Genomic DNA, 17,599 nt, shown 5'->3' with positions numbered 1-17,599 from the left:
GCATCACTGAGCGGCCGTCCAGTTGTAGAAGCGGGTGGCCATCGCGTCGGCGGGCGAGCGCCAGGTCGCGGGGTCGTACGCCTCGATGAACGGCTTGAGGTCCTCGCTGATCTGCACGAACCGCGGGTCGGTCCTGGCGTCCTCGATCAGCTCGCCGCCGTTCTCGCCGTCGAAGTCCTGCAGGTGGAAGTACAGGCCGTTGTACGAGAACAGCTGGCGGCGGCGGGTGCCCATGCGGTGCGGCATCTCGGTCCGGTCGAACTCGCCGAAGAGCGTGGCCACCTCGGCGCTGGACCGGACGTCCATCCGGGCCACGATCAGGGTGCTGTGCATGTGCTTCTCTCTCCTCCGTTGGGTGACGCTTGGTGGGTCAGCGGACGGGCCCGGGGCTGAACAGGCGGATGAAGTCCGTCACCCCGGCGGCGATCAGCGCCTCGGTCTCGAAGTCCGCGAGCGGCAGGGCGCCGTGGAACGAGCGCTGCACGACGCTGCCTGCGACCAGCTGGATGAAGCGGCCGGCCGCGTGGTCGGCGTCGACGATGTCGAGCAGGCCCTCGTCGGCGAGGCGCGCCAGCCTGCGGGCCAGTTCGCGCTGGGCCTGCCGGGGTCCGGCGGTCTGCCACATCTCCAGGAACCCGGTGGGCAGCCGGGTCACCTCGGCGCTGACGTGCCGGACGATGGCGAAGTGCTCGGGGAAGTCGGCCAGGGGCGTCAGCCAGGCCCGTCCCAGCGCGGTGAGCTGCTGTTCCAGGTCGGTGACGCCGACGAGGTGGCTCTCGGCGACGACGGTGAGTGCGGCGGCGACGGAGGCGGAGCTGTCGAGCAGGACGGAGAGCAGCATCTGCTCCTTGTCCTTGAAGTAGTGCTCGACGACGGCGTGTTCGAGACCGGCCTCGGCGGCGACGGCCTCGAGGGTGGTGTGTGCCCAGCCCTCGCGGGCGAAGACGGCGCGGGCCGCTCGCACGACGTCCCGGCGCTGCTCCGCCGGACCGGCCTTGACCCGCTCGACGGTTGCCTGCGGCGTAGCCATTCGGTTCTCCTCCAATGGGTGTGCGGGTCCGATAGCCGGGCCCGCGGCGCGCGGTGCGGGCCCGGGTCGTCTCCTTCGGATCGGGCGGGGCCTGGGGGGGGTGCCGGTGGGGTGCGGCGTTCAGCCGGCCAGGGGCTTGCCGAACCAGCGCTCCAGCGCCATCGGCAGGTCGTGGTGGGAGCCGGGTGCGGCCCAGGCGACGTAGCCGTCGGGGCGGATCAGGACGGCCGTGGTGCCGTCGAGGCCGCCGGCCGCCGAGACGGCGCCCGGCTCGGCGGTGACGATGTCCACGCGGTCGGACCAGCCGGCGGCGCGGGCCCGCAGCCGCGCGTTGTCGGTGAGGTCGAGCAGCACGCCGCGGGCGGAGTGCAGCAGCTCGGTGCTGGACGTGGTGCGCCTGGCGGTGGTCAGTTCCAGGTGCGGCATGCGCCTGCCGAGCAGCGGGTGCTCGCCGGAGCCGACGTCGTAGCTGATCTCCAGGCCGCTGACCATGGCGGCGAGGTGCTGGGCGACCTCTTCGTACCGGATGAGTTCGGTCAGTACCTCCCGCAGCGGCTGCACCTCGGGGCCGCTGAGGAACAGCAGGCCCTGGGCCTGGGTGTTCATCAGGAGCCGCTTGCCGACCGCGTGCCGCTCGCTGTGGTAGGTGTCGAGCAGTTCCTGCGTGGCCGTGCCGTTGACGACGGCGGCGAGCTTCCAGCCGAGGTTCACGGCGTCCTGGATGCTGGTGTTCATGCCCTGGCCGCCGGCGGGCAGGTGGATGTGCGCCGAGTCGCCGGCCAGGAGGACGCGGCCGCGCTGGTACTCGGTGACCTGGCGGGTGGCGTCGCCGAAGGCGCTGACCCAGACCGGCTCGGCGTGCGCTATGTCGTCGCCGGTGAGCCGCTTCCAGGCGTCGGCGACCTCGTGCCAGGTCGGGGGGGTCTCGCGGCGCTGCGGCGGGGTGCCGCGCTCGCAGACGATGATGCGGGTGATGCCGCCGGGCAGCGGGCCGACCATGACCATGCCGCCGGGCAGCGTCTCGCCGATCATGCGGGGCTGGAGTTCGATGCCCTTGATGTCGGCGAGGAACATCTCCATCGTCGCGGCGGTGCCGGGGAAGTCGAAGCCGGCGGCCTTGCGCACCGTGCTGCGGCCGCCGTCGCAGCCCACCAGGTAGTCGGCGCGCAAGCTCTGCTCGCCCTCCGGGCCGCGCACCTCGACGGTGACGCCGGTGCCGTCGTCGGTCAGCGAGAGGACCTCGTGGCCGCGGCGGATGTCGGCGCCCAGGCTGGTGGCCCACTCCTCCAGGTGCGTCTCGGTGACGGACTGCGGGACGGTCTTGGCCGCCTGCCAGGCGCCTTCCAGGACACCGAAGTCGATCGGCAGCCCGCCGAAGTGCCCCTGATTGCTGGTCTCGACCTCACCGAACCGGGGCAGGATGCCCCGCTGGTCGAAGACCTCCATGGTCCGTGCGGTGAAGCCCAGACCGCGGGATTCCCCGGTGCGCTGCTCCAGGCGCTCCAGGACGATGACGTCGACTCCCGCGAGCCGCAGTTCACCTGCCAGCGTCATTCCGGCGGGACCTGCGCCCACGACGATCACTGCGGCGTCCATGAACCTCTCCTCGGCCAACTCAGGGGATCCGTCAAAGGGTTGGGGTATCGGCGTACCGGTGGTACGCGGAGTTCGAATCGGGTGCGGCTCAAGACAGAGCAGCGGAAGGTAGTTATGAGCTTCTTCGCCGGGGAGCGGGACTTCAAGGCTCTGCTGTTCAGGTTTACGCAATGTTCCGGCAGTCAGCTACACGAGCGATAAGTGCCGGTGAGCGGAGCGTCAGAGGAACGCAAAATTCCGTACCGGGCACGGCCGCACCGGGCGGCTCCCGTCCCGGGTTCTTCCCGCCGGGGAACCGTGAAATACATGTCAGGGATTCCCAACAACGCGCTTGTCCGGTTGCCTGTCCCGAACTCTCGTCATTAGCTTTGCCGTTCCTGCAGAATTCCGAGAGTGGGGGGTAACGGTGTCGTACGGAACAACCAGCAGCAACGCCGTGCTGACGGCGGCGTGCGCGGGGGCCGGCTGTGTGCGGCGGGAGTCCGCCGGGCGGGCGAGGCGTCTCGTCGTCGACGGGCTGCGGCTGTGCCCGGCGTGCCGGGAGCGGCTGTTCGCGGAGCTGAGGCAGCTGCCCGCGCTGTACGAGGAGTGCGGCAAGCGGCTCGACATCAGCGTGGCCCGTGAGCGGGAGCGGACGTCCGGGGGGCCGCTGCCCGGGCTGCCGCTCAACACCGCCGCCGTGGAGGCGCGTTCCGCGACGCTCTCCGTACTCGCCTCCTGGGCCACCGTGGTCGCCGAGGGGCGTGGCGTCACCGCTCCCCGGCGCGCGGTCGGGCAGCTCGCCGGCTTCCTGCTGCGGCACGCCGGCTGGCTGGCCGCGCACGAGGCCGTGGGCGATCTCTCCCAGGAGACGGCCCAGCTGGTGCGGGGTGCCCGGCGGGTGATCGATCCGGGGACGCGCCGCCGGATGGACATCGGTGCCTGTGTGGAGGAGGGCTGCCGCGGCCGGCTGACGGCGTCGGTTGGCCCGGACCGGCCCAACGTCCCGGCCGAGATCGCCTGCGACGTCTCGCCCGAGCACCGCTGGTTCGGCCACCAGTGGCTGCAGCTGAGCCGTCTGCTGGGTGCGCGCAGGGGTCCGTCCGGGGTGCCGGCCGCTTCGGCCGACGCGGCCGGCGGCGGGCTCCCGGCACCGGTGGGGGTGCCGCGGACCCGCTGGTTCAGCGCGGCCGACGTCGCCCGCCTGTGGAACGTTCCGCCGGGTACGGTCTACCGCCACGCGAGCCAGCAGCAGTGGCGCCGCCGCACCAAGCAGGGCCGTACGTACTACCACGACGCCGACGTCCACAAGACGCTCAGCGCCCTGCGCCGCACCGCCTGAGATCCCCTGCGCGGCACCCGGCCGGGGCCGTCCCGGGTGAAGTCACCGGGGCGGTCCGGGCCGTTGGCGGGTACGGGCACTGCGCGCACCGGACGTTCTCCGGTGCACGGATCGCCCGGGTGCTGTCCCCCTCGGGCTCTCCCGGGGTTTCGCCACGTTTTCCGCAAGCAGTCGGATCCGGTGTTTTCCGTCTTTCCGGGGGCGGCCGCGACGGGTACGTCGACGAATTCGGCTGCGGGCCCGCGCCGGCACGGTGGCGGCAGGGTCGTCCACCGTGCCGGCGCGGGCCCGTTCGGTGTTTCCGGAGGACTTTTTCGCGTGTATGTGCCGCTGGACGTCGGTCCTTGTCGTGGATGTCAGTCCTTGATTTCGCAGACGGCGGCGCCGGAGGTGAGGGAGGCGCCGGCCTCGGCGGTGAGGCCCTTGACGGTGCCGGCCTTGTGGGCGTTGAGGGGCTGTTCCATCTTCATGGCCTCCAGGACCACGACGAGGTCGCCCTCCTGGACCTCCTGGCCGTCCTGGACGGCGACCTTGACGATGGTGCCCTGCATCGGGGAGGCGAGGGTGTCGCCGGAGGCGGCCGGGCCGGACTTCTTCGCCGCGCGGCGCTTGGGCCTGGCGCCCGCCGCCGGCCCGGTACGGGCCGGCGGCGTGCCCAGCGACGACGGCAGCGAGACCTCCAGGCGCCTGCCGCCGACCTCGACGACGACGGTCTGCCGCCCCGTCTCCTCCTCCGCGTCCGCCGGGGCGGCGGCGAAGGGCTTGATGGTGTTGACGAACTCGGTCTCGATCCAGCGGGTGTGGACCGTGAACGGCTCGGCGGACCCGGCCAGTTCGGGCGCGAACGCGGGATCGGTGACGACGGCCCGGTGGAACGGGATGGCGGTGGCCATGCCCTCCACCCGGAACTCGGCCAGCGCCCGGGCCGCGCGCCGCAGGGCCTGCTCGCGGCCGGCGCCGGTGACGACCAGCTTGGCCAGCAGTGAGTCCCAGGCCGGGCCGATCACGCTGCCGGACTCCACGCCCGCCTCCAGCCGCACCCCGGGCCCGGAGGGCGGGGCGAAGGCGGTGACGGTGCCGGGCGCGGGCAGGAAGCCCCGGCCCGGGTCCTCGCCGTTGATGCGGAACTCGAAGGAGTGGCCGCGCAGGGGCGGGTCGTCGTAGCCGAGCTCCTCGCCGTCGGCGATGCGGAACATCTCCCGCACCAGGTCCAGGCCGGTGACCTCCTCGGTGACCGGGTGCTCCACCTGGAGACGGGTGTTGACCTCCAGGAAGGAAATCGTGCCGTCCGCCCCGACCAGGAACTCCACCGTGCCCGCACCGACGTAGCCGGCCTCCTTCAGGATGGCCTTCGACGCCCGGTACAGCTCGGCGTTCTGCGCCTCGGACAGGAACGGCGCCGGGGCCTCCTCCACCAGCTTCTGGTGCCGGCGCTGCAGCGAGCAGTCACGCGTGGAGACCACCACCGCATTGCCGTGGGTGTCGGCCAGGCACTGCGTCTCCACGTGCCGCGGCTTGTCCAGGTACCGCTCCACGAAGCACTCCCCGCGCCCGAACGCCGCCACGGCCTCACGAACCGCCGAGTCGTACAGCTCGGGCACCTCCTCCAGGGTGCGGGCCACCTTCAGGCCACGGCCGCCACCGCCGAACGCCGCCTTGATCGCGATCGGCAGGCCGTGCTCCTCGGCGAACGCCACCACTTCGTCCGCCCCGGACACCGGGTCCGGCGTGCCGGCCACCAGCGGGGCACCGGCGCGCTGGGCGATGTGCCGGGCGGCGACCTTGTCGCCCAGGTCCCGGATCGCCTGCGGCGGCGGGCCGATCCACGTCAGGCCCGCGTCCAGGACCGCCTGCGCGAAGTCCGCGTTCTCCGAGAGGAAGCCGTATCCGGGATGAACCGCGTCCGCCCCCGCTTCCTTCGCCGCGGCCAGTACCTTGCCCATGTCCAGATAGCTGGTGGCCGGGGTGTCACCGCCCAGGGCGAACGCCTCGTCCGCCGCACGGACATGCAGAGCGTCCCGGTCCGGCTCGGCATAGACGGCCACACTCGCGATCCCGGCGTCCCGGCATGCCCGGGCCACGCGGACAGCGATCTCGCCACGGTTGGCGATGAGCACCTTGCGCACGATGTACCAACTCTCCTGAGGGTCCAGATACTTCGATTCGGCCGCGCCGCGACCGGCCTGGGAGGTCCAGGCGTGCGGGTGCAGGTTCCGGCCGGCTCCCGGACCAGAAGCGGGAGTCAACCGTCACGCGTGCGGGCGTGAGGGCCGCACCGGGGCGCGGCGGTCCCGCCGCGGCCGACGGGACGTACCTCGTGGTGCGCCTCAGGCGGCCATCCGCTCCGCGTACCACTCGCGCAGTCTCGGAAAGTCCACGTCCGCCGCCGTACCCGGCACCGCGCGTCCCAGATCGGTCCAGACCGGTCGGCTGTCGAACCAGTGGTCGGTGGTCACCATGTCCAGGGCGTACGAGGACTCCCGGTCCGCACGCAGACGGGCGCGGGCCTGCTCGGGGGTGACCTCGGGCAGCGCCGGGGGGAGTCCCGCGCAGTCGGCCACGGCGCGCAGCAGCTGCGACGCCGGGACCGGCTCGGGCAGTGCCGCGTGATAGACGGACGCCGACAGGCGCTCGCGCGGGGCGAGGCCGGCTCCCACCACAAGCGCGGCCAGTTCGGCCACGGAGATGACGGAGAGCCTGGCGTCCCAGCGCGACGTCCCGCCGGGCCGGGCCCGCAGCAGGCGGGTGAGCCCGGGAACGACCCAGTCGTCGCCGCGGCCGTACACGAGATACGGGCGCAGCACGATGCCGCCGGCGGCCAGTACGACGTCCTCGGCCAGCGCCCGCGTCCGTGACGTCGGCGACAGGGGCCTGCGCTCGAGTTCCCCGGGGAGCGCGCTGCGGAAGGTGCCGCGGCCGTACACGGAGGCGGTGCTGAGGTACACGAGGCGGGAGACCTGGGCGCGCTGCGCCTCGGCGACGAGCGCGGCGGTCCCGCGGGCGTTGACGCTGTGGTTGTCCTCAAGCGTCCCTCCGATCCGGGAGGCGCAGTGCAGCAGTACGTCCACGCCCTCGCACACGCCGCGCAGCGAGTCCGGGTCCGCGAGGTCGGCCCGGACGAACCGCACCGGGCCCGGGCCCGGCCGGCCGGGCGTGCGGCGGTGCGACATCAGGGCCAGGGCCACGCCCTGCCGGGCGGCTTCGGCGGCGGCATGACGGCCTGCGAACCCGGCCGCGCCGGCGATCATCACGGTCAGCACCGGACACCTCTCAGCTCTGCGGGCATGGTCAACGGGCCGGCGTGCTCAGGGTGACGACGGCGGCGAAGACGGCCCTGCCGTCCTGCGTCCCGGTCACCCGCACCGGCATCTCGCCGGCGGCGCACTCGCCCGGGGCCACCTCGATCCGGCACGGCGCGTCGAGTTCGGCGTAGCGCGTGAAGGTACCGCCGACGCCGGTGACGAGCCGGTCGGGCCGGCCGGTGGCGGCGTACGCGGCCTGCCTGGCGGCCTCCAGGAGCACCATGCCGGGTATGTGGTCGACGGGGTGGTCGAAGAAGATCGGGTGCGAGCTGTCGATGCGCACGTCCCAGGAGCGGCGGCCGTCGGCCGTGTCCGACTCCTCGGTGAGCACCACGTTCTCGGCGCTGAGCCGCCCGACCGTCGCCGGGTCGACCGGTGCTGCGGCGGCCCGGGTGGTGCCGGTGGGCTGGTCCTTGCGCAGTCTGCGGTAGACGTCCGGGTTGATGCAGGTGAAGGACGCCGACGCGGTGGCCAGGGGCTTCCCGCCGAGCATCGCGGTCACGTCGTAGCGCATGCCGGAGAGCCTCGTGCCCCGGCGGACCACCTCACGGCACTGCGTGTGCAGTTCGAGCTCGGTCGGCTCCGGGGTGGCGCGGAGCAGATCAGGGGTCGTGGTGACCGCGATGTCCCGCATCATGAACTGGTGGCCGAAGGGCACCGCGAACTCGGCGTGCGCCAGCAGGGATCCGACCTGGCGGACCGACTCGACCAGGAGCATCGGGTCCTGGTAGCCGCCCGACTGGGCGAAGAGGGAGTGTCCGCGCGGCCACTGCGCCCGGACCACGAAGGAGTCGCCCGGCCCCTCCTGCTGCTCCCCCGCCGCCTCCCAGCCGGTGAGCAGGACCTCCGCGACCGCCGCGCGGTGCACGAACTCGCGGGGCACGGTGGTGGTCAGGACGGGGCCCGCCGTGGCCGCCGGCCGGCCGACGACGGTGGTTCCGATCGCGCCTGGCCGGTGCGTCCTGACGTTCCGCCGGGGCTCGTGCACCGCGAAGGCATGGGTCTGCGTCTGCATGCGTGCCACTCCTGAGCTGCTTCTGGGCAGGGGAGCGCACCCCAGATACCGGCGGCGCCCCCTGAGCCGGGTGATCGGACCCTGTAAGTACAGACAGGTCTGTCCGATAAATCAAGTAAAACTTGACCGCCCATTTACCGGGAGTGGCCACACATCCTCCCGGCACATCCTCTCTCCGCACCGCAAACGGAATGAGGAAGCCCCATTTGACGTTCCGTCAAGAGCTCCGCGAAGGATCTGCCCTTCCCTTGACAATCAGACAAGTCTGTTTGGTATCGTGGAGCGTATCCACCCTCCGACAGTCCGCGAGCCATGCCTGTCGCCCAGGAGAGAACACATGAACCAGCAGGCCGTCGATCAGCTCGGGCCTCACCGCACGAAACGCCACCGCACCGCGAGCCCGCCGGCGCGGCGTGCCGTCCCGCCCGCACCCCGGCTCCCCCCGGCGTCCGGCGCCGAGCACAGAACCCTGCGCATCCTGGTCGTCGAGAACGAGGCGACCGCCGCCGACGCGCTGGTCCAGGGCCTGCTGCGGCAGGGCCACCACGCCGAGCACGTGGACACCGGCGGCGCGGCCCTGAACGCCCACCACGACGCCGACCTGGTCCTGCTCGACCTCGATCTGCCCGACCTGGACGGCCTCGAGGTCTGCCGCGGCATCCGGGCGGTCAGCGACACCCCGGTCATCGCCGTCACCGCGCGCGGCAACGAGCTCGACCGGGTGCTCGGCCTCCAGGCCGGCTCGGACGACTACCTGGTCAAGCCGTACGGCTTCCGCGAACTCCTGGCCCGTATCGAAGCGGTGATGCGCCGCTCGGGGCCCCGCGCCGAAACGGCGCGAGCCATCTCGCACGGACCGCTGCACATCGACGCGGCCACGCGCGAGGTCACCCTGGACGGCGATGCGGTGGATCTGACCCGCAAGGAGTTCGACCTGCTGCACCTGCTCGCCATGCGCCCCGGCGCCGTCGTCTCGCGCCGTCAGCTGATGGCGCAGATCTGGGACGACACCTGGTCCCGGCGCGGGCGTACCATCGACACCCACGTCAGCAGCCTGCGCGGCAAGCTCGGTTCCAGCAGCTGGATCATCACGGTCCGCGGCGTCGGCTTCCGCCTCGGCCACCCCTGAGCCCACCCCGCCCGGCCGCCCCTTCCACGGCCCCCCGGCCCCGGCTCCGGGCGCGGCCGGTCCCGCAGGAAAGAGGTCGGCCATATGATGCAGACAAGTCGGTTTGCCAGCGAGCACAGGGACGAGAGATGGCACTGCAGGAACGCGGGATCAAGTCCCGGAATCTGATCTTGAGGGCGGCCGCGGAGGTCTTCGACGAGCGCGGGTACGACTCCGCGAGCACCACCGAGATCCTCGAACGCTCGGGACTGACCCGCGGCGCCCTCTACCACCACTTCCCTTCCAAGGAAGCCATCGCCGTCGCCCTGCTCACCGTGCACGGCGAGGCCGTCGACGTGCCCGCGCAAGCGGTGAAGCTCCAGGCCGTCATCGACCACACCTTCGACTTCGCCTTCCGGCTCCAGCGCGACCCGGTGCTGCGCGCCTGCGTGCGCCTGGCGGTGGAGCAGACCTCCTTCCGGCGCCATGCGTTCACGCCCTATCAGCAGTCGAGCGCGGCCGTGGAGAGGCTGCTGGGCCAGGCGCAGGAGCAGGGCGAGCTCCTGCCGGGCCTGGACCTGGCCGAGGCCGCGGCCATGATCACCGGAACGTTCACCGGGATCCAGGTGATGTCGCAGGTCCAGACGGGCCGGGCGGACCTGCCCGAGCGCGTCGGCATGATGTGGCGGTTCCTGCTGCCGGGCCTCGTCAACCCCGGAATGATCGGCCGCCTGCGGCTCACCGCGGACCCGGCGCCGGCCGAACTGTCCGGTGCGGTCCGGGAGTCCGCCCGGTCCTGAGCCCCCGCCCGGTCCGGTCCGGCCGGGGGCCTCGTGCCCGGTACGCCGACGGAGCGGGCCCCCGGCCCCGGGCGCGGGCGGCCCGGTCCCCTCCGGCCTTCGCGGCCCGGCCGTTCCCGGGGTGCCGGCCGTTCCCGGGGCGGCACCCGGGTGCCGCCCCGGCCCCGGCGGTCATGGTCTCGACGCCGGGCTTGCCGAAGCGCACGAGGCAGCACCAGCGGGCGGGCGCCGCCGAGGTCTTCTCGCACCGGCCCCTGCGCCGGTCCGCCTCACGCGCCCCGAGCCCGGCCGGCCCGGTCCGGCATCCTCCCCCTGCGGGAAGAAGGGGGATTGCGACCCGTCCGGGCCGAGGTCCACGGACGCTCGGCCGCTGCGAGCCCCGGCGCCGGGCTGTTCGCCGGGGGCGGCAGATCCCGCCCTGTCCTGCCGCGACGCCGGCACCCGCGTGGCCGCAGACCAGGACACCCCAAGCCGGTGCCGAAGCCCCACGGAGCCGACCGCGGGACCCCCGCCGCGGGCGGGCGGCGGGGGCGGGCGGCGGGGGCGGCGCAACCGGGCCGCACCAGCGGCAGACGGAAGCGGGGGACCGCACCCGGGCCGAGGCCCGCACGCTCCGGGGACCAGAGGGACCTTCCGGGCCGAGACTGCCCCGGATGCCCAGAGCCGCCGGGGCTCTGCGCAACGGCCGGCTCCGGCCCCCCGCGGCGCATCGGGACCGCCCGACCCGGCGGACACCGCCGCCCGCGTCACGGACTTGCGCCACCGGTGACGGCCGCCGCGGCCCCCACGGCCCCGGAGGACCGGAGCGGTACCCGCACCCGCCCGCGCCGCCGGACGGAAGGCTGCCGCCGAGCGCTCGCCCGGCACGCCGGCCCGGCCTGCCGCACGCACGGCCGCCGAGCGCTCGCAGCCCCTCGCACAGCGGCGGCGGCCTTTCGGCCACCGCCGTCCCGCAGCAGCCCCGCCGCCCGCCCGGTACACCTGCCGTACACCGCCGGGGCGCCGATGCCGCCTTCCTCAACATACCGACTTGTCGGCTTGCGAACGCCGGAGATTCCGCAGCACCCGGAGGTCCACGGAGGATTGCCGCGAAGGATGGGAATCAAGCCCATTCCCCGCCCACGGCTTGCCAGGAAAAACAGACAAGGTTGTATGCTTCGTGGGTGGGCATCACCCCGTACCCCCACTTGCCCCTGTCCATCTCAACAGGTCAGCAGCCGTGCGTGGTTGTAGCGGGACACAAGAGTAGGAACCCGATGGAGAAACATCCCGGACACACCCGTCAAGTACTCATCAGCGCCGCGGCGGGGCTCATAGCCGACGGCCGGTTCGCCGACGCCGGGCTCGTGAACATCTGCCGGGCGGCCGGAGTGAGCAGAGGCGCGCTGTACCACCACTTCGGCTCCATCTCGGAGTTGGTGACAGGGGTGTACACGCAGGCTCGCGTGCGCGTGGACGACCTGTTCGAGGAGGCGTTCAAGAAGCCGGCCTGCGAGGCCCCGGCGGAGTTCAGCATCGCCCTGGGCGCGGCGCTGCTCCACGAGCACCTGGTGCGTGCGGGCGTCCGGATCGGGGCCGACGGGACGAACGACCCGCCGCGGCTGCGCGAGGAGGCGCTGGCGAAGGTGCGCGAGCGGATCGTCGCGGACGGGCCCGAGGACGCCGAGGACATCGGCCGGGCCGCGGACCTCGCCGTGGTGGTCACCGCCGGGCTGGAGTCACTCGGCCACACCGACGCCTACTGGTGGCATCCGGAGACGGCCCGGCGGATCTGGGGCATGGTCCGCCGGCTGGAGGAGGCCTGATCCCCCGGGACCGGATCCGGCCGCCAGGGCACAGCGGTGCGATCCGGCCGCGGGCCTTCGCGCCGCCGCCTCCTTGTCGCCACCGCCCCGCGCGTCACCACCGGGCCGGCCCCGATCACCCCCGGCCGTGCCCGTGACCCTCCCCGGGGCGCCCCGGGGAGCCGCTGCGGGCCGGGTCCCCGCCCGTGACCCCGCCGGCGGCCGGACCGGCCGGCGGTCTACGGCAGGCACCGTTGCCGTACCGCAGGGCGTCTCCTTCCGCCGGGGGATGTCTGCCTCGGACCACGCCGGGGAAGGCCTGCTGGAAAACGGCACACCGCTATCCGCCCGGCGCGGGCCGCCCCCTGCGCCTCGGGCGGGGCCCCTGCCCGTACGCACGGCGTGCGTCAACTGCCGGACACGGCCGTCAACTCCTCGTCAACTCCGTTGCCTCACGCCACAGGGGTTGACGAGGGTGTTGCCCAGCGCCCGACGTCCTGGCCCCGGCGCAGCGATCGTGCCGGCGCACGGCCCTGCCCGCGCCCCGAGCCGTCCCGGCTCCGGCGGTCGCCGGCCCCCCGGCGGGCCCGCCACGACCGAAGCGACCGCGCGGAAACGGAGTCCTCGAACATGTCCCACCTTGCCGGGCAGGATCTCCGGCACTGCCAGAACCTGCTGAACATCCTGCACTGCGTGGTCTACTTCAGCCCCGACTTCGACGAGAAGCTGTCCCGCCGGGGCGTCGACGACCCCATCGGGCGCTACCTGGCCGGCCGCGCCGCGGCCCTCGGTCCGGTCGGCCCGGGGGTGGTCACCGCCACCTTCTACAGCTTCCGGCACGAAACGATCGCCCGGCACCTCCCCGCGGTATGGGAGCGCCTCTCCCCCGAGGAGGCACGGGCCGCGCGGCTGGAGGCCGCCGACAGCACCCTGCGGCGCCTGCTGGGCGAGGAGGCCGTCGGCTCCCTGCGGCTGAAGGAGGCCGCCGCGCTGGCCCTGGGCGCGGCCGGGGCGGGCGAGCGTTCCGGGCGCCCGCTCTACGCGGCACACGCCGACCACCCCGTACCGCCACAACCGCACCTGACGCTGTGGCACGCCGCCACCCTGCTGCGCGAGCACCGCGGGGACAGCCATGTCGCCGCGCTCAGCGCCGCCCGCCTGGACGGCCTGGAGGCACTGATCTCGCACAGCGCCGGCGACGACGGCATGCCGCGCGAGGCCGAGATGGCCAAACGCGGCTGGACCGCCGAGGACGGCGCGGCCGCCGAGGACCGGCTGCGCCGGCGCGGTCTGATGACGGCCGACGGCGCCCTCACCGAGAGAGGACGACGCATGCGCCTCGCCCTCGAGGAGGACACGGACCAGCGGGACCGGGCCCCCTACGAACACCTCGGCGCGGACGGTGTCGCCGAACTCACCGCGCTGACCGCCGGCCTGGTCCGTTCCATCGGCACGTCGGGGCTGTTCCCCGACGGCCTCGCCGCCCTGTTCCTGGCAACGGCCGGCGACTGAGACGCCCGGGCACCCCCAGAGACCGCAGCAGACGACGACCCCCGGAGCCGACGTGCAGATAACCGAGCTGGACATACCCGGGGCATTCCGTATGACGCCCCATCACATCCGCGACGCACGCGGCTCCTTCTACGAGGGGCTGCGCGTCGAGGCGCTGACGGCAGAACTCGGCCGCGCCTTCACCCCCCAGCAGATCAACTACTCCGTCTCCCGGCGCAACACCCTGCGCGGCATCCACAGCGTGACCAGCCCCCCGGGCCAGGCGAAGATCGTCACGAGTGTGCGGGGGGTCCTGCGGGACATCCTGGTCGATCTGCGGATCGGCTCCCCCGCGTACGGCAGGCACGTGAGCCATGTCCTGGACGCCGAGGACGGTGTGTCGGTGTTCGTGCCCGAAGGGGTCGGGCACGGCTTCCTCACCCTCACCGACGACGCCTGCATCTGCTACGTGCTCTCCACCGCGCACGTGCCCGGCACCCAGGTGGACATCAACCCGCTCGACGCCGAACTCGGCCTGCCCTGGGGCTTCACGCAGCCGCCCCTGATGTCCGACAAGGACGCCTCCGCGCAGACCGCCGCCGAGGCACTGCGGGCCGGCCTGCTCACCCCGTGGCAGGAACCGCCGCGTACCGGTCACGTCCCCCGCCGCCCCCGGACCTCTGACACAACCTGACCAAGCCCTGTAGCCGGAGCCATTGAGCCCGCCCCCCGCCCTCCATGAGGGTTGAGCCGTCGAACCACGGCGGACACCGGACGCGGCGCCGCACCGCGCCGGCCCGAAAGGACGCCCCATGAACGCGAAGGACGCCCCATGAGCACAACCGCCCCGCCACGCGCCGGGCGGCGCGAGTGGACCGGCCTCACCACTCCCGCACCACCCACCGTGCCGCTGCCCACGGACCTCACCGCGCCGCATCCCGCCGCCCCCCCGATCAGCACCGGCCGGAAGCCCAGCACCGCACACCCGCCGCCGACCACCGGCACCCACGGGTTCACACCGCCCAAACTCCCCATCCGCACGCGAACCCCCGAGGACCGCACCGGCCGCCGCAGACTGCCGCCGACCGGCACGGCCGCCCTCACCACCGCGCCGGCACCCGCGTCCCTGCCCACCAGCGCGACCATGCCCACCGTCACCCGCCGCCCGCCCGGCACCACCGCCTCGACACCGACGCCGCCCACACTGCCACCGATCCGCACCATGCTCGACGACACCGCAGAACTCGACGACACCAGAGAGCTCGACGACACCGCAGAGTCCCCCGACACCGGACAGCTCCCCGACACCGCAGAGTCCCCCGACACCGGACAGTTCGGCGACACCGGACAGCTCGGCGACACCGCAGAGTTCGGCGACACCGGACAGCTCGGCGACACCAGAGAGTCCCCCGACACCAGACAGCTCGACGACACCAGAGAGCTCCCCGACACCAGACAGCTCGGCGACACCAGAGAGCTCCCCGACACCAGACAGCTCGGCGACACCAGAGAGCTCCCCGACACCGGACAGCTCGGCGACACCAGAGAGCTCCCCGACACCAGAGAGCTCCCCGACACCGGACAGTTCGGCGACGCCGGAGAGTTCGGCGACACCGGGGAACGGCCCGCCGCCGTCAGCGTGCGGATGACCAGCTCCACGGCCGGCGCCCCGGCGGGCCCGCCGGCCGGCGGCGCCCGGCTCGGCGCCCTCCGCCGGGGCCCGGTCCCCCTGCCCGCCGTGCCCGTGACGGCACCGCCGCCGGTGATCGGCCCGCAGGTGCTGCCCGAGTACCGCAACGAGAACACCGAAAGACCCGACCTGCCCAGCCCCCCGCCCTGGCCGCCCACGGTGCCGAGCACGGTGCACGGCGCGAAGACCACCGCCACCGGGGGGCCCGGCCCGCTGCCACCCAGGTCCACGGCACCCGCTCTGCTCCCGGGCACCGTGCACGTCCGCAGACAGCACGCCCCCAACGACCCCTTCCCCGCCCCGAAGCAGTCCAGGAACCGCGCGCTCACCACGGCGCCGCCCGCGACCACGCCCGGCACACCCATGCCGGCAGACGCCCATCCGCCGGCCGCCCGGCACCACCAGCTCACCACCGGGCTCCCACCGCTCACGGCGCGGCTGCGGACGATACCGACAACGGACACCGGCACGACCACGGTGACACCGCGCACCGCTCCGGCGCACGTGGTGCACCCCGCCGTCACCCTCTGCGCCGGCCCGCCCGCCACCGCCCAACTCCCGCTGCCCACCCGGCCGGACAGCAGCACCGGCACCGGCACACCCGCACCGGCCACGGCGGCCCTCACCGCCGGCCCGGCCCCGGCCGGAGCGCCGAGCACCGACATCCCGGCACGCTCCGCACCACCGGAACAGACCGGTGCGGCATCCACCAAACAGCAGACCACCACCGGCCCCGCCCTCGCCCCGGCCCCGGCCCCGACCGGCAGCGTCCCACCGGAACGGACCGGTGCGGCATCCGCCAAACAGCAGACCACCACCGGCCCCGCCCTCGCCCCGGCCCCGGCCCGGACCGGCAGCGTCCCGAGCACCGCCCACCAGACGGAGACCAGCGAACAAGACACCCTCACAGACACCCCACACCGCAGCCCCCGCCACCCACGGCGCCACCCCGGCCGCGACCGAACGGCACGGCCAGACCACGTGAGAGGACCGCCCGCCCACCCCGGCCCGACAGGCCCCCACCGGACACCCTCCACGCCACAGCCCCGGCCCGCCCGGCGACCACCCTGACGACCACGGCCCCCCTCACCGCGTCCCCACCACAGACACCCACGCCCCGCACGCCCGCAGCGCAAGGGACACCGCCGACGAAGCCGACCACACAGCAGTCACACCCCCCAGAAACCCCCCGCCCCACGCCAGACCCCGGAGTCCTCCACAACCCCCCGCACGCCCCCGCCCGACCCCTCCACCAGCCCGCCCCGCTCGTACGAGCCCGCGCCTCCACAGGAGAACCACACATGATCAACGTGTTCCAGCCCACACTGGGCGCCGACGAACTCGACGCCATCGCAGAGGTGTTCGCCAGCAACTGGCTCGGGCACGGCCCCCGCACCAAGGCCTTCGAGGAACAGTTCGCCGCACACCTGGGCGTCGACCCCGGCCACGTGCTGTTCATCAACTCCGCCACCTCCGGACTCTTCCTCGCCGCCGAACTGCTCGGCCTCGGCCCCGGCGACGACGTCGTCATGCCCTCCGCGAGCTTCGTGGCAGCCGGCAACGCCGTCGCCTCGACCGGCGCCCGGCCGGTGTTCTGCGACGTCGACGAGCGGACCATGAACCCGACCGCCGCGCACATCGAACAGGCCCTCACCCCCGACACCAAGGCCGTCCTGGTCCTCCACTACGGAGGCCTCCCCGGGGAGATCGCCGCGATCGCCCAGCTCTGCCGCGAGCGCGGCATCCAGCTCATCGAGGACGCGGCCTGCGCCGTGTCCTCCTCCGTCGACGGCACCGCCTGCGGCACCTTCGGCGACGTCGCCATGTGGAGCTTCGACGCAATGAAAGTACTGGTCACAGGCGACGGCGGCATGCTGTACGTCCGCGACACCGAACTCGCCCTACGGGCCAAACGGCTCGCCTACCACGGCCTCGAGCAATCCAGCGGCTTCACCGCCGCCAAGGTCTCCCACCGCTGGTGGGAACTGAACGTCAAAGACTTCGGCCGCCGCATCGTCGGCAACGACCTCACAGCCGCCATCGGACTCGTCCAACTGGCCCGGCTCCCCGAACTGATCACACGCCGCCGCACCAACAGCGAACTCTACGACCAACTCCTCACAGACACCCACGGAGTACTCCTGCCACCCCAAACACCCAAAGGCCACACCTCCTCACACTACTTCTACTGGATACAACTCGACCCCACCATCCGCGACCACGTCGCCGCCGACCTGCTCAAAGAAGGCATCTACACCACCTTCCGCTACCCACCCCTGCACAAAATACCCGCCTACGGCCCCGGACACCCCGAACTCCCCGGCACCGAAAAATCCTCCGAAAACACCCTGCTCCTCCCCCAACACCCCGGACTCGACACCAACGACATCCACACCATAGCCACCGCACTACACACATCCATCAAACACCACACCACACCCACCCACAACTAACCACACCCC

Annotated in this window: 14 protein-coding genes; 8 read left to right on the top strand and 6 right to left on the bottom strand. The window is 73.1% G+C overall.

Annotated elements, in window-relative coordinates; all coding sequences use genetic code 11:
* Nucleotides 1-3 precede the first annotated feature (3 nt).
* From V5O46_RS29100 to V5O46_RS29090, 3 genes are all read right to left on the bottom strand, one after another.
* The gene (locus V5O46_RS29100; protein ID WP_332887709.1) at nucleotides 4-333 is read right to left on the bottom strand and encodes a TcmI family type II polyketide cyclase; all 330 of its coding nucleotides are present in this window, start codon (nucleotides 331-333) and stop codon (nucleotides 4-6) included.
* A 37-nt stretch (nucleotides 334-370) separates the two neighbouring features.
* Complete coding sequence (locus V5O46_RS29095; RefSeq protein WP_332887708.1) at nucleotides 371-1,030, bottom strand: TetR/AcrR family transcriptional regulator; 660 nt, start codon at nucleotides 1,028-1,030, stop codon at nucleotides 371-373.
* Nucleotides 1,031-1,150: 120 nt separating this feature from the next.
* Entirely contained in the window at nucleotides 1,151-2,626 is a 1,476-nt protein-coding gene (locus V5O46_RS29090) for an FAD-dependent monooxygenase (protein WP_332887707.1), read from the bottom strand.
* Nucleotides 2,627-3,032: 406 nt separating this feature from the next.
* Here V5O46_RS29090 and V5O46_RS29085 point away from each other — a divergent pair, with 406 nt between their 5' ends.
* Entirely contained in the window at nucleotides 3,033-3,947 is a 915-nt protein-coding gene (locus V5O46_RS29085; protein WP_332887706.1) for a hypothetical protein, read from the top strand.
* A gap of 356 nt (nucleotides 3,948-4,303) precedes the next feature.
* Here the strand turns inward: V5O46_RS29085 and V5O46_RS29080 are convergent, their stop codons facing one another.
* From V5O46_RS29080 to V5O46_RS29070, 3 genes are all read right to left on the bottom strand, one after another.
* Nucleotides 4,304-6,073 carry an acetyl/propionyl/methylcrotonyl-CoA carboxylase subunit alpha gene (locus V5O46_RS29080; protein ID WP_332887705.1) on the bottom strand — a complete coding sequence of 590 codons (1,770 nt, stop codon included), beginning with the start codon at nucleotides 6,071-6,073 and terminating at the stop codon, nucleotides 4,304-4,306.
* Nucleotides 6,074-6,274: 201 nt separating this feature from the next.
* Complete coding sequence (locus V5O46_RS29075) at nucleotides 6,275-7,207, bottom strand: NAD-dependent epimerase/dehydratase family protein (protein ID WP_332887704.1); 933 nt, start codon at nucleotides 7,205-7,207, stop codon at nucleotides 6,275-6,277.
* A gap of 28 nt (nucleotides 7,208-7,235) precedes the next feature.
* On the bottom strand, nucleotides 7,236-8,264 hold the full coding sequence (locus tag V5O46_RS29070; RefSeq protein WP_332887703.1) for a ScbA/BarX family gamma-butyrolactone biosynthesis protein: 1,029 nt from the start codon (nucleotides 8,262-8,264) through the stop codon (nucleotides 7,236-7,238).
* A 337-nt stretch (nucleotides 8,265-8,601) separates the two neighbouring features.
* On the opposite strand from V5O46_RS29070, the gene V5O46_RS29065 reads away from it, so the two are divergent.
* The 7 genes from V5O46_RS29065 (at nucleotide 8,602) to V5O46_RS29035 (ending at nucleotide 17,590) form a co-directional block, all read left to right on the top strand.
* Nucleotides 8,602-9,393 (top strand): response regulator transcription factor, encoded by a 792-nt coding sequence (locus V5O46_RS29065; RefSeq protein WP_332887702.1) that lies wholly within the window; start codon nucleotides 8,602-8,604, stop codon nucleotides 9,391-9,393.
* Nucleotides 9,394-9,521: 128 nt separating this feature from the next.
* Complete coding sequence (locus tag V5O46_RS29060) at nucleotides 9,522-10,172, top strand: ScbR family autoregulator-binding transcription factor (protein WP_332887701.1); 651 nt, start codon at nucleotides 9,522-9,524, stop codon at nucleotides 10,170-10,172.
* 1,256 nt (nucleotides 10,173-11,428) lie between these two features.
* Complete coding sequence (locus V5O46_RS29055) at nucleotides 11,429-11,977, top strand: TetR/AcrR family transcriptional regulator (RefSeq protein WP_332887700.1); 549 nt, start codon at nucleotides 11,429-11,431, stop codon at nucleotides 11,975-11,977.
* A gap of 609 nt (nucleotides 11,978-12,586) precedes the next feature.
* Nucleotides 12,587-13,468, top strand: a complete 882-nt coding sequence (locus tag V5O46_RS29050; protein WP_332887699.1) for an SCO6745 family protein — start codon at nucleotides 12,587-12,589, stop codon at nucleotides 13,466-13,468.
* Nucleotides 13,469-13,520: 52 nt separating this feature from the next.
* Entirely contained in the window at nucleotides 13,521-14,141 is a 621-nt protein-coding gene (locus V5O46_RS29045; protein WP_332887698.1) for a dTDP-4-dehydrorhamnose 3,5-epimerase family protein, read from the top strand.
* Nucleotides 14,142-14,279: 138 nt separating this feature from the next.
* The gene (locus tag V5O46_RS29040) at nucleotides 14,280-16,208 is read left to right on the top strand and encodes a hypothetical protein (RefSeq protein WP_332887697.1); all 1,929 of its coding nucleotides are present in this window, start codon (nucleotides 14,280-14,282) and stop codon (nucleotides 16,206-16,208) included.
* Nucleotides 16,209-16,438: 230 nt separating this feature from the next.
* Nucleotides 16,439-17,590 carry a DegT/DnrJ/EryC1/StrS family aminotransferase gene (locus V5O46_RS29035; protein ID WP_332887696.1) on the top strand — a complete coding sequence of 384 codons (1,152 nt, stop codon included), beginning with the start codon at nucleotides 16,439-16,441 and terminating at the stop codon, nucleotides 17,588-17,590.
* Nucleotides 17,591-17,599 lie beyond the last annotated feature (9 nt).

It is taken from the genome of Streptomyces poriticola, from assembly GCF_036689765.1.
GTDB classification, from domain to species: domain Bacteria; phylum Actinomycetota; class Actinomycetes; order Streptomycetales; family Streptomycetaceae; genus Streptomyces; species Streptomyces poriticola.
The sequence above is the reverse complement of the archived record's forward strand: the minus strand, read 5'-3'. Positions and strand labels throughout refer to the sequence as shown.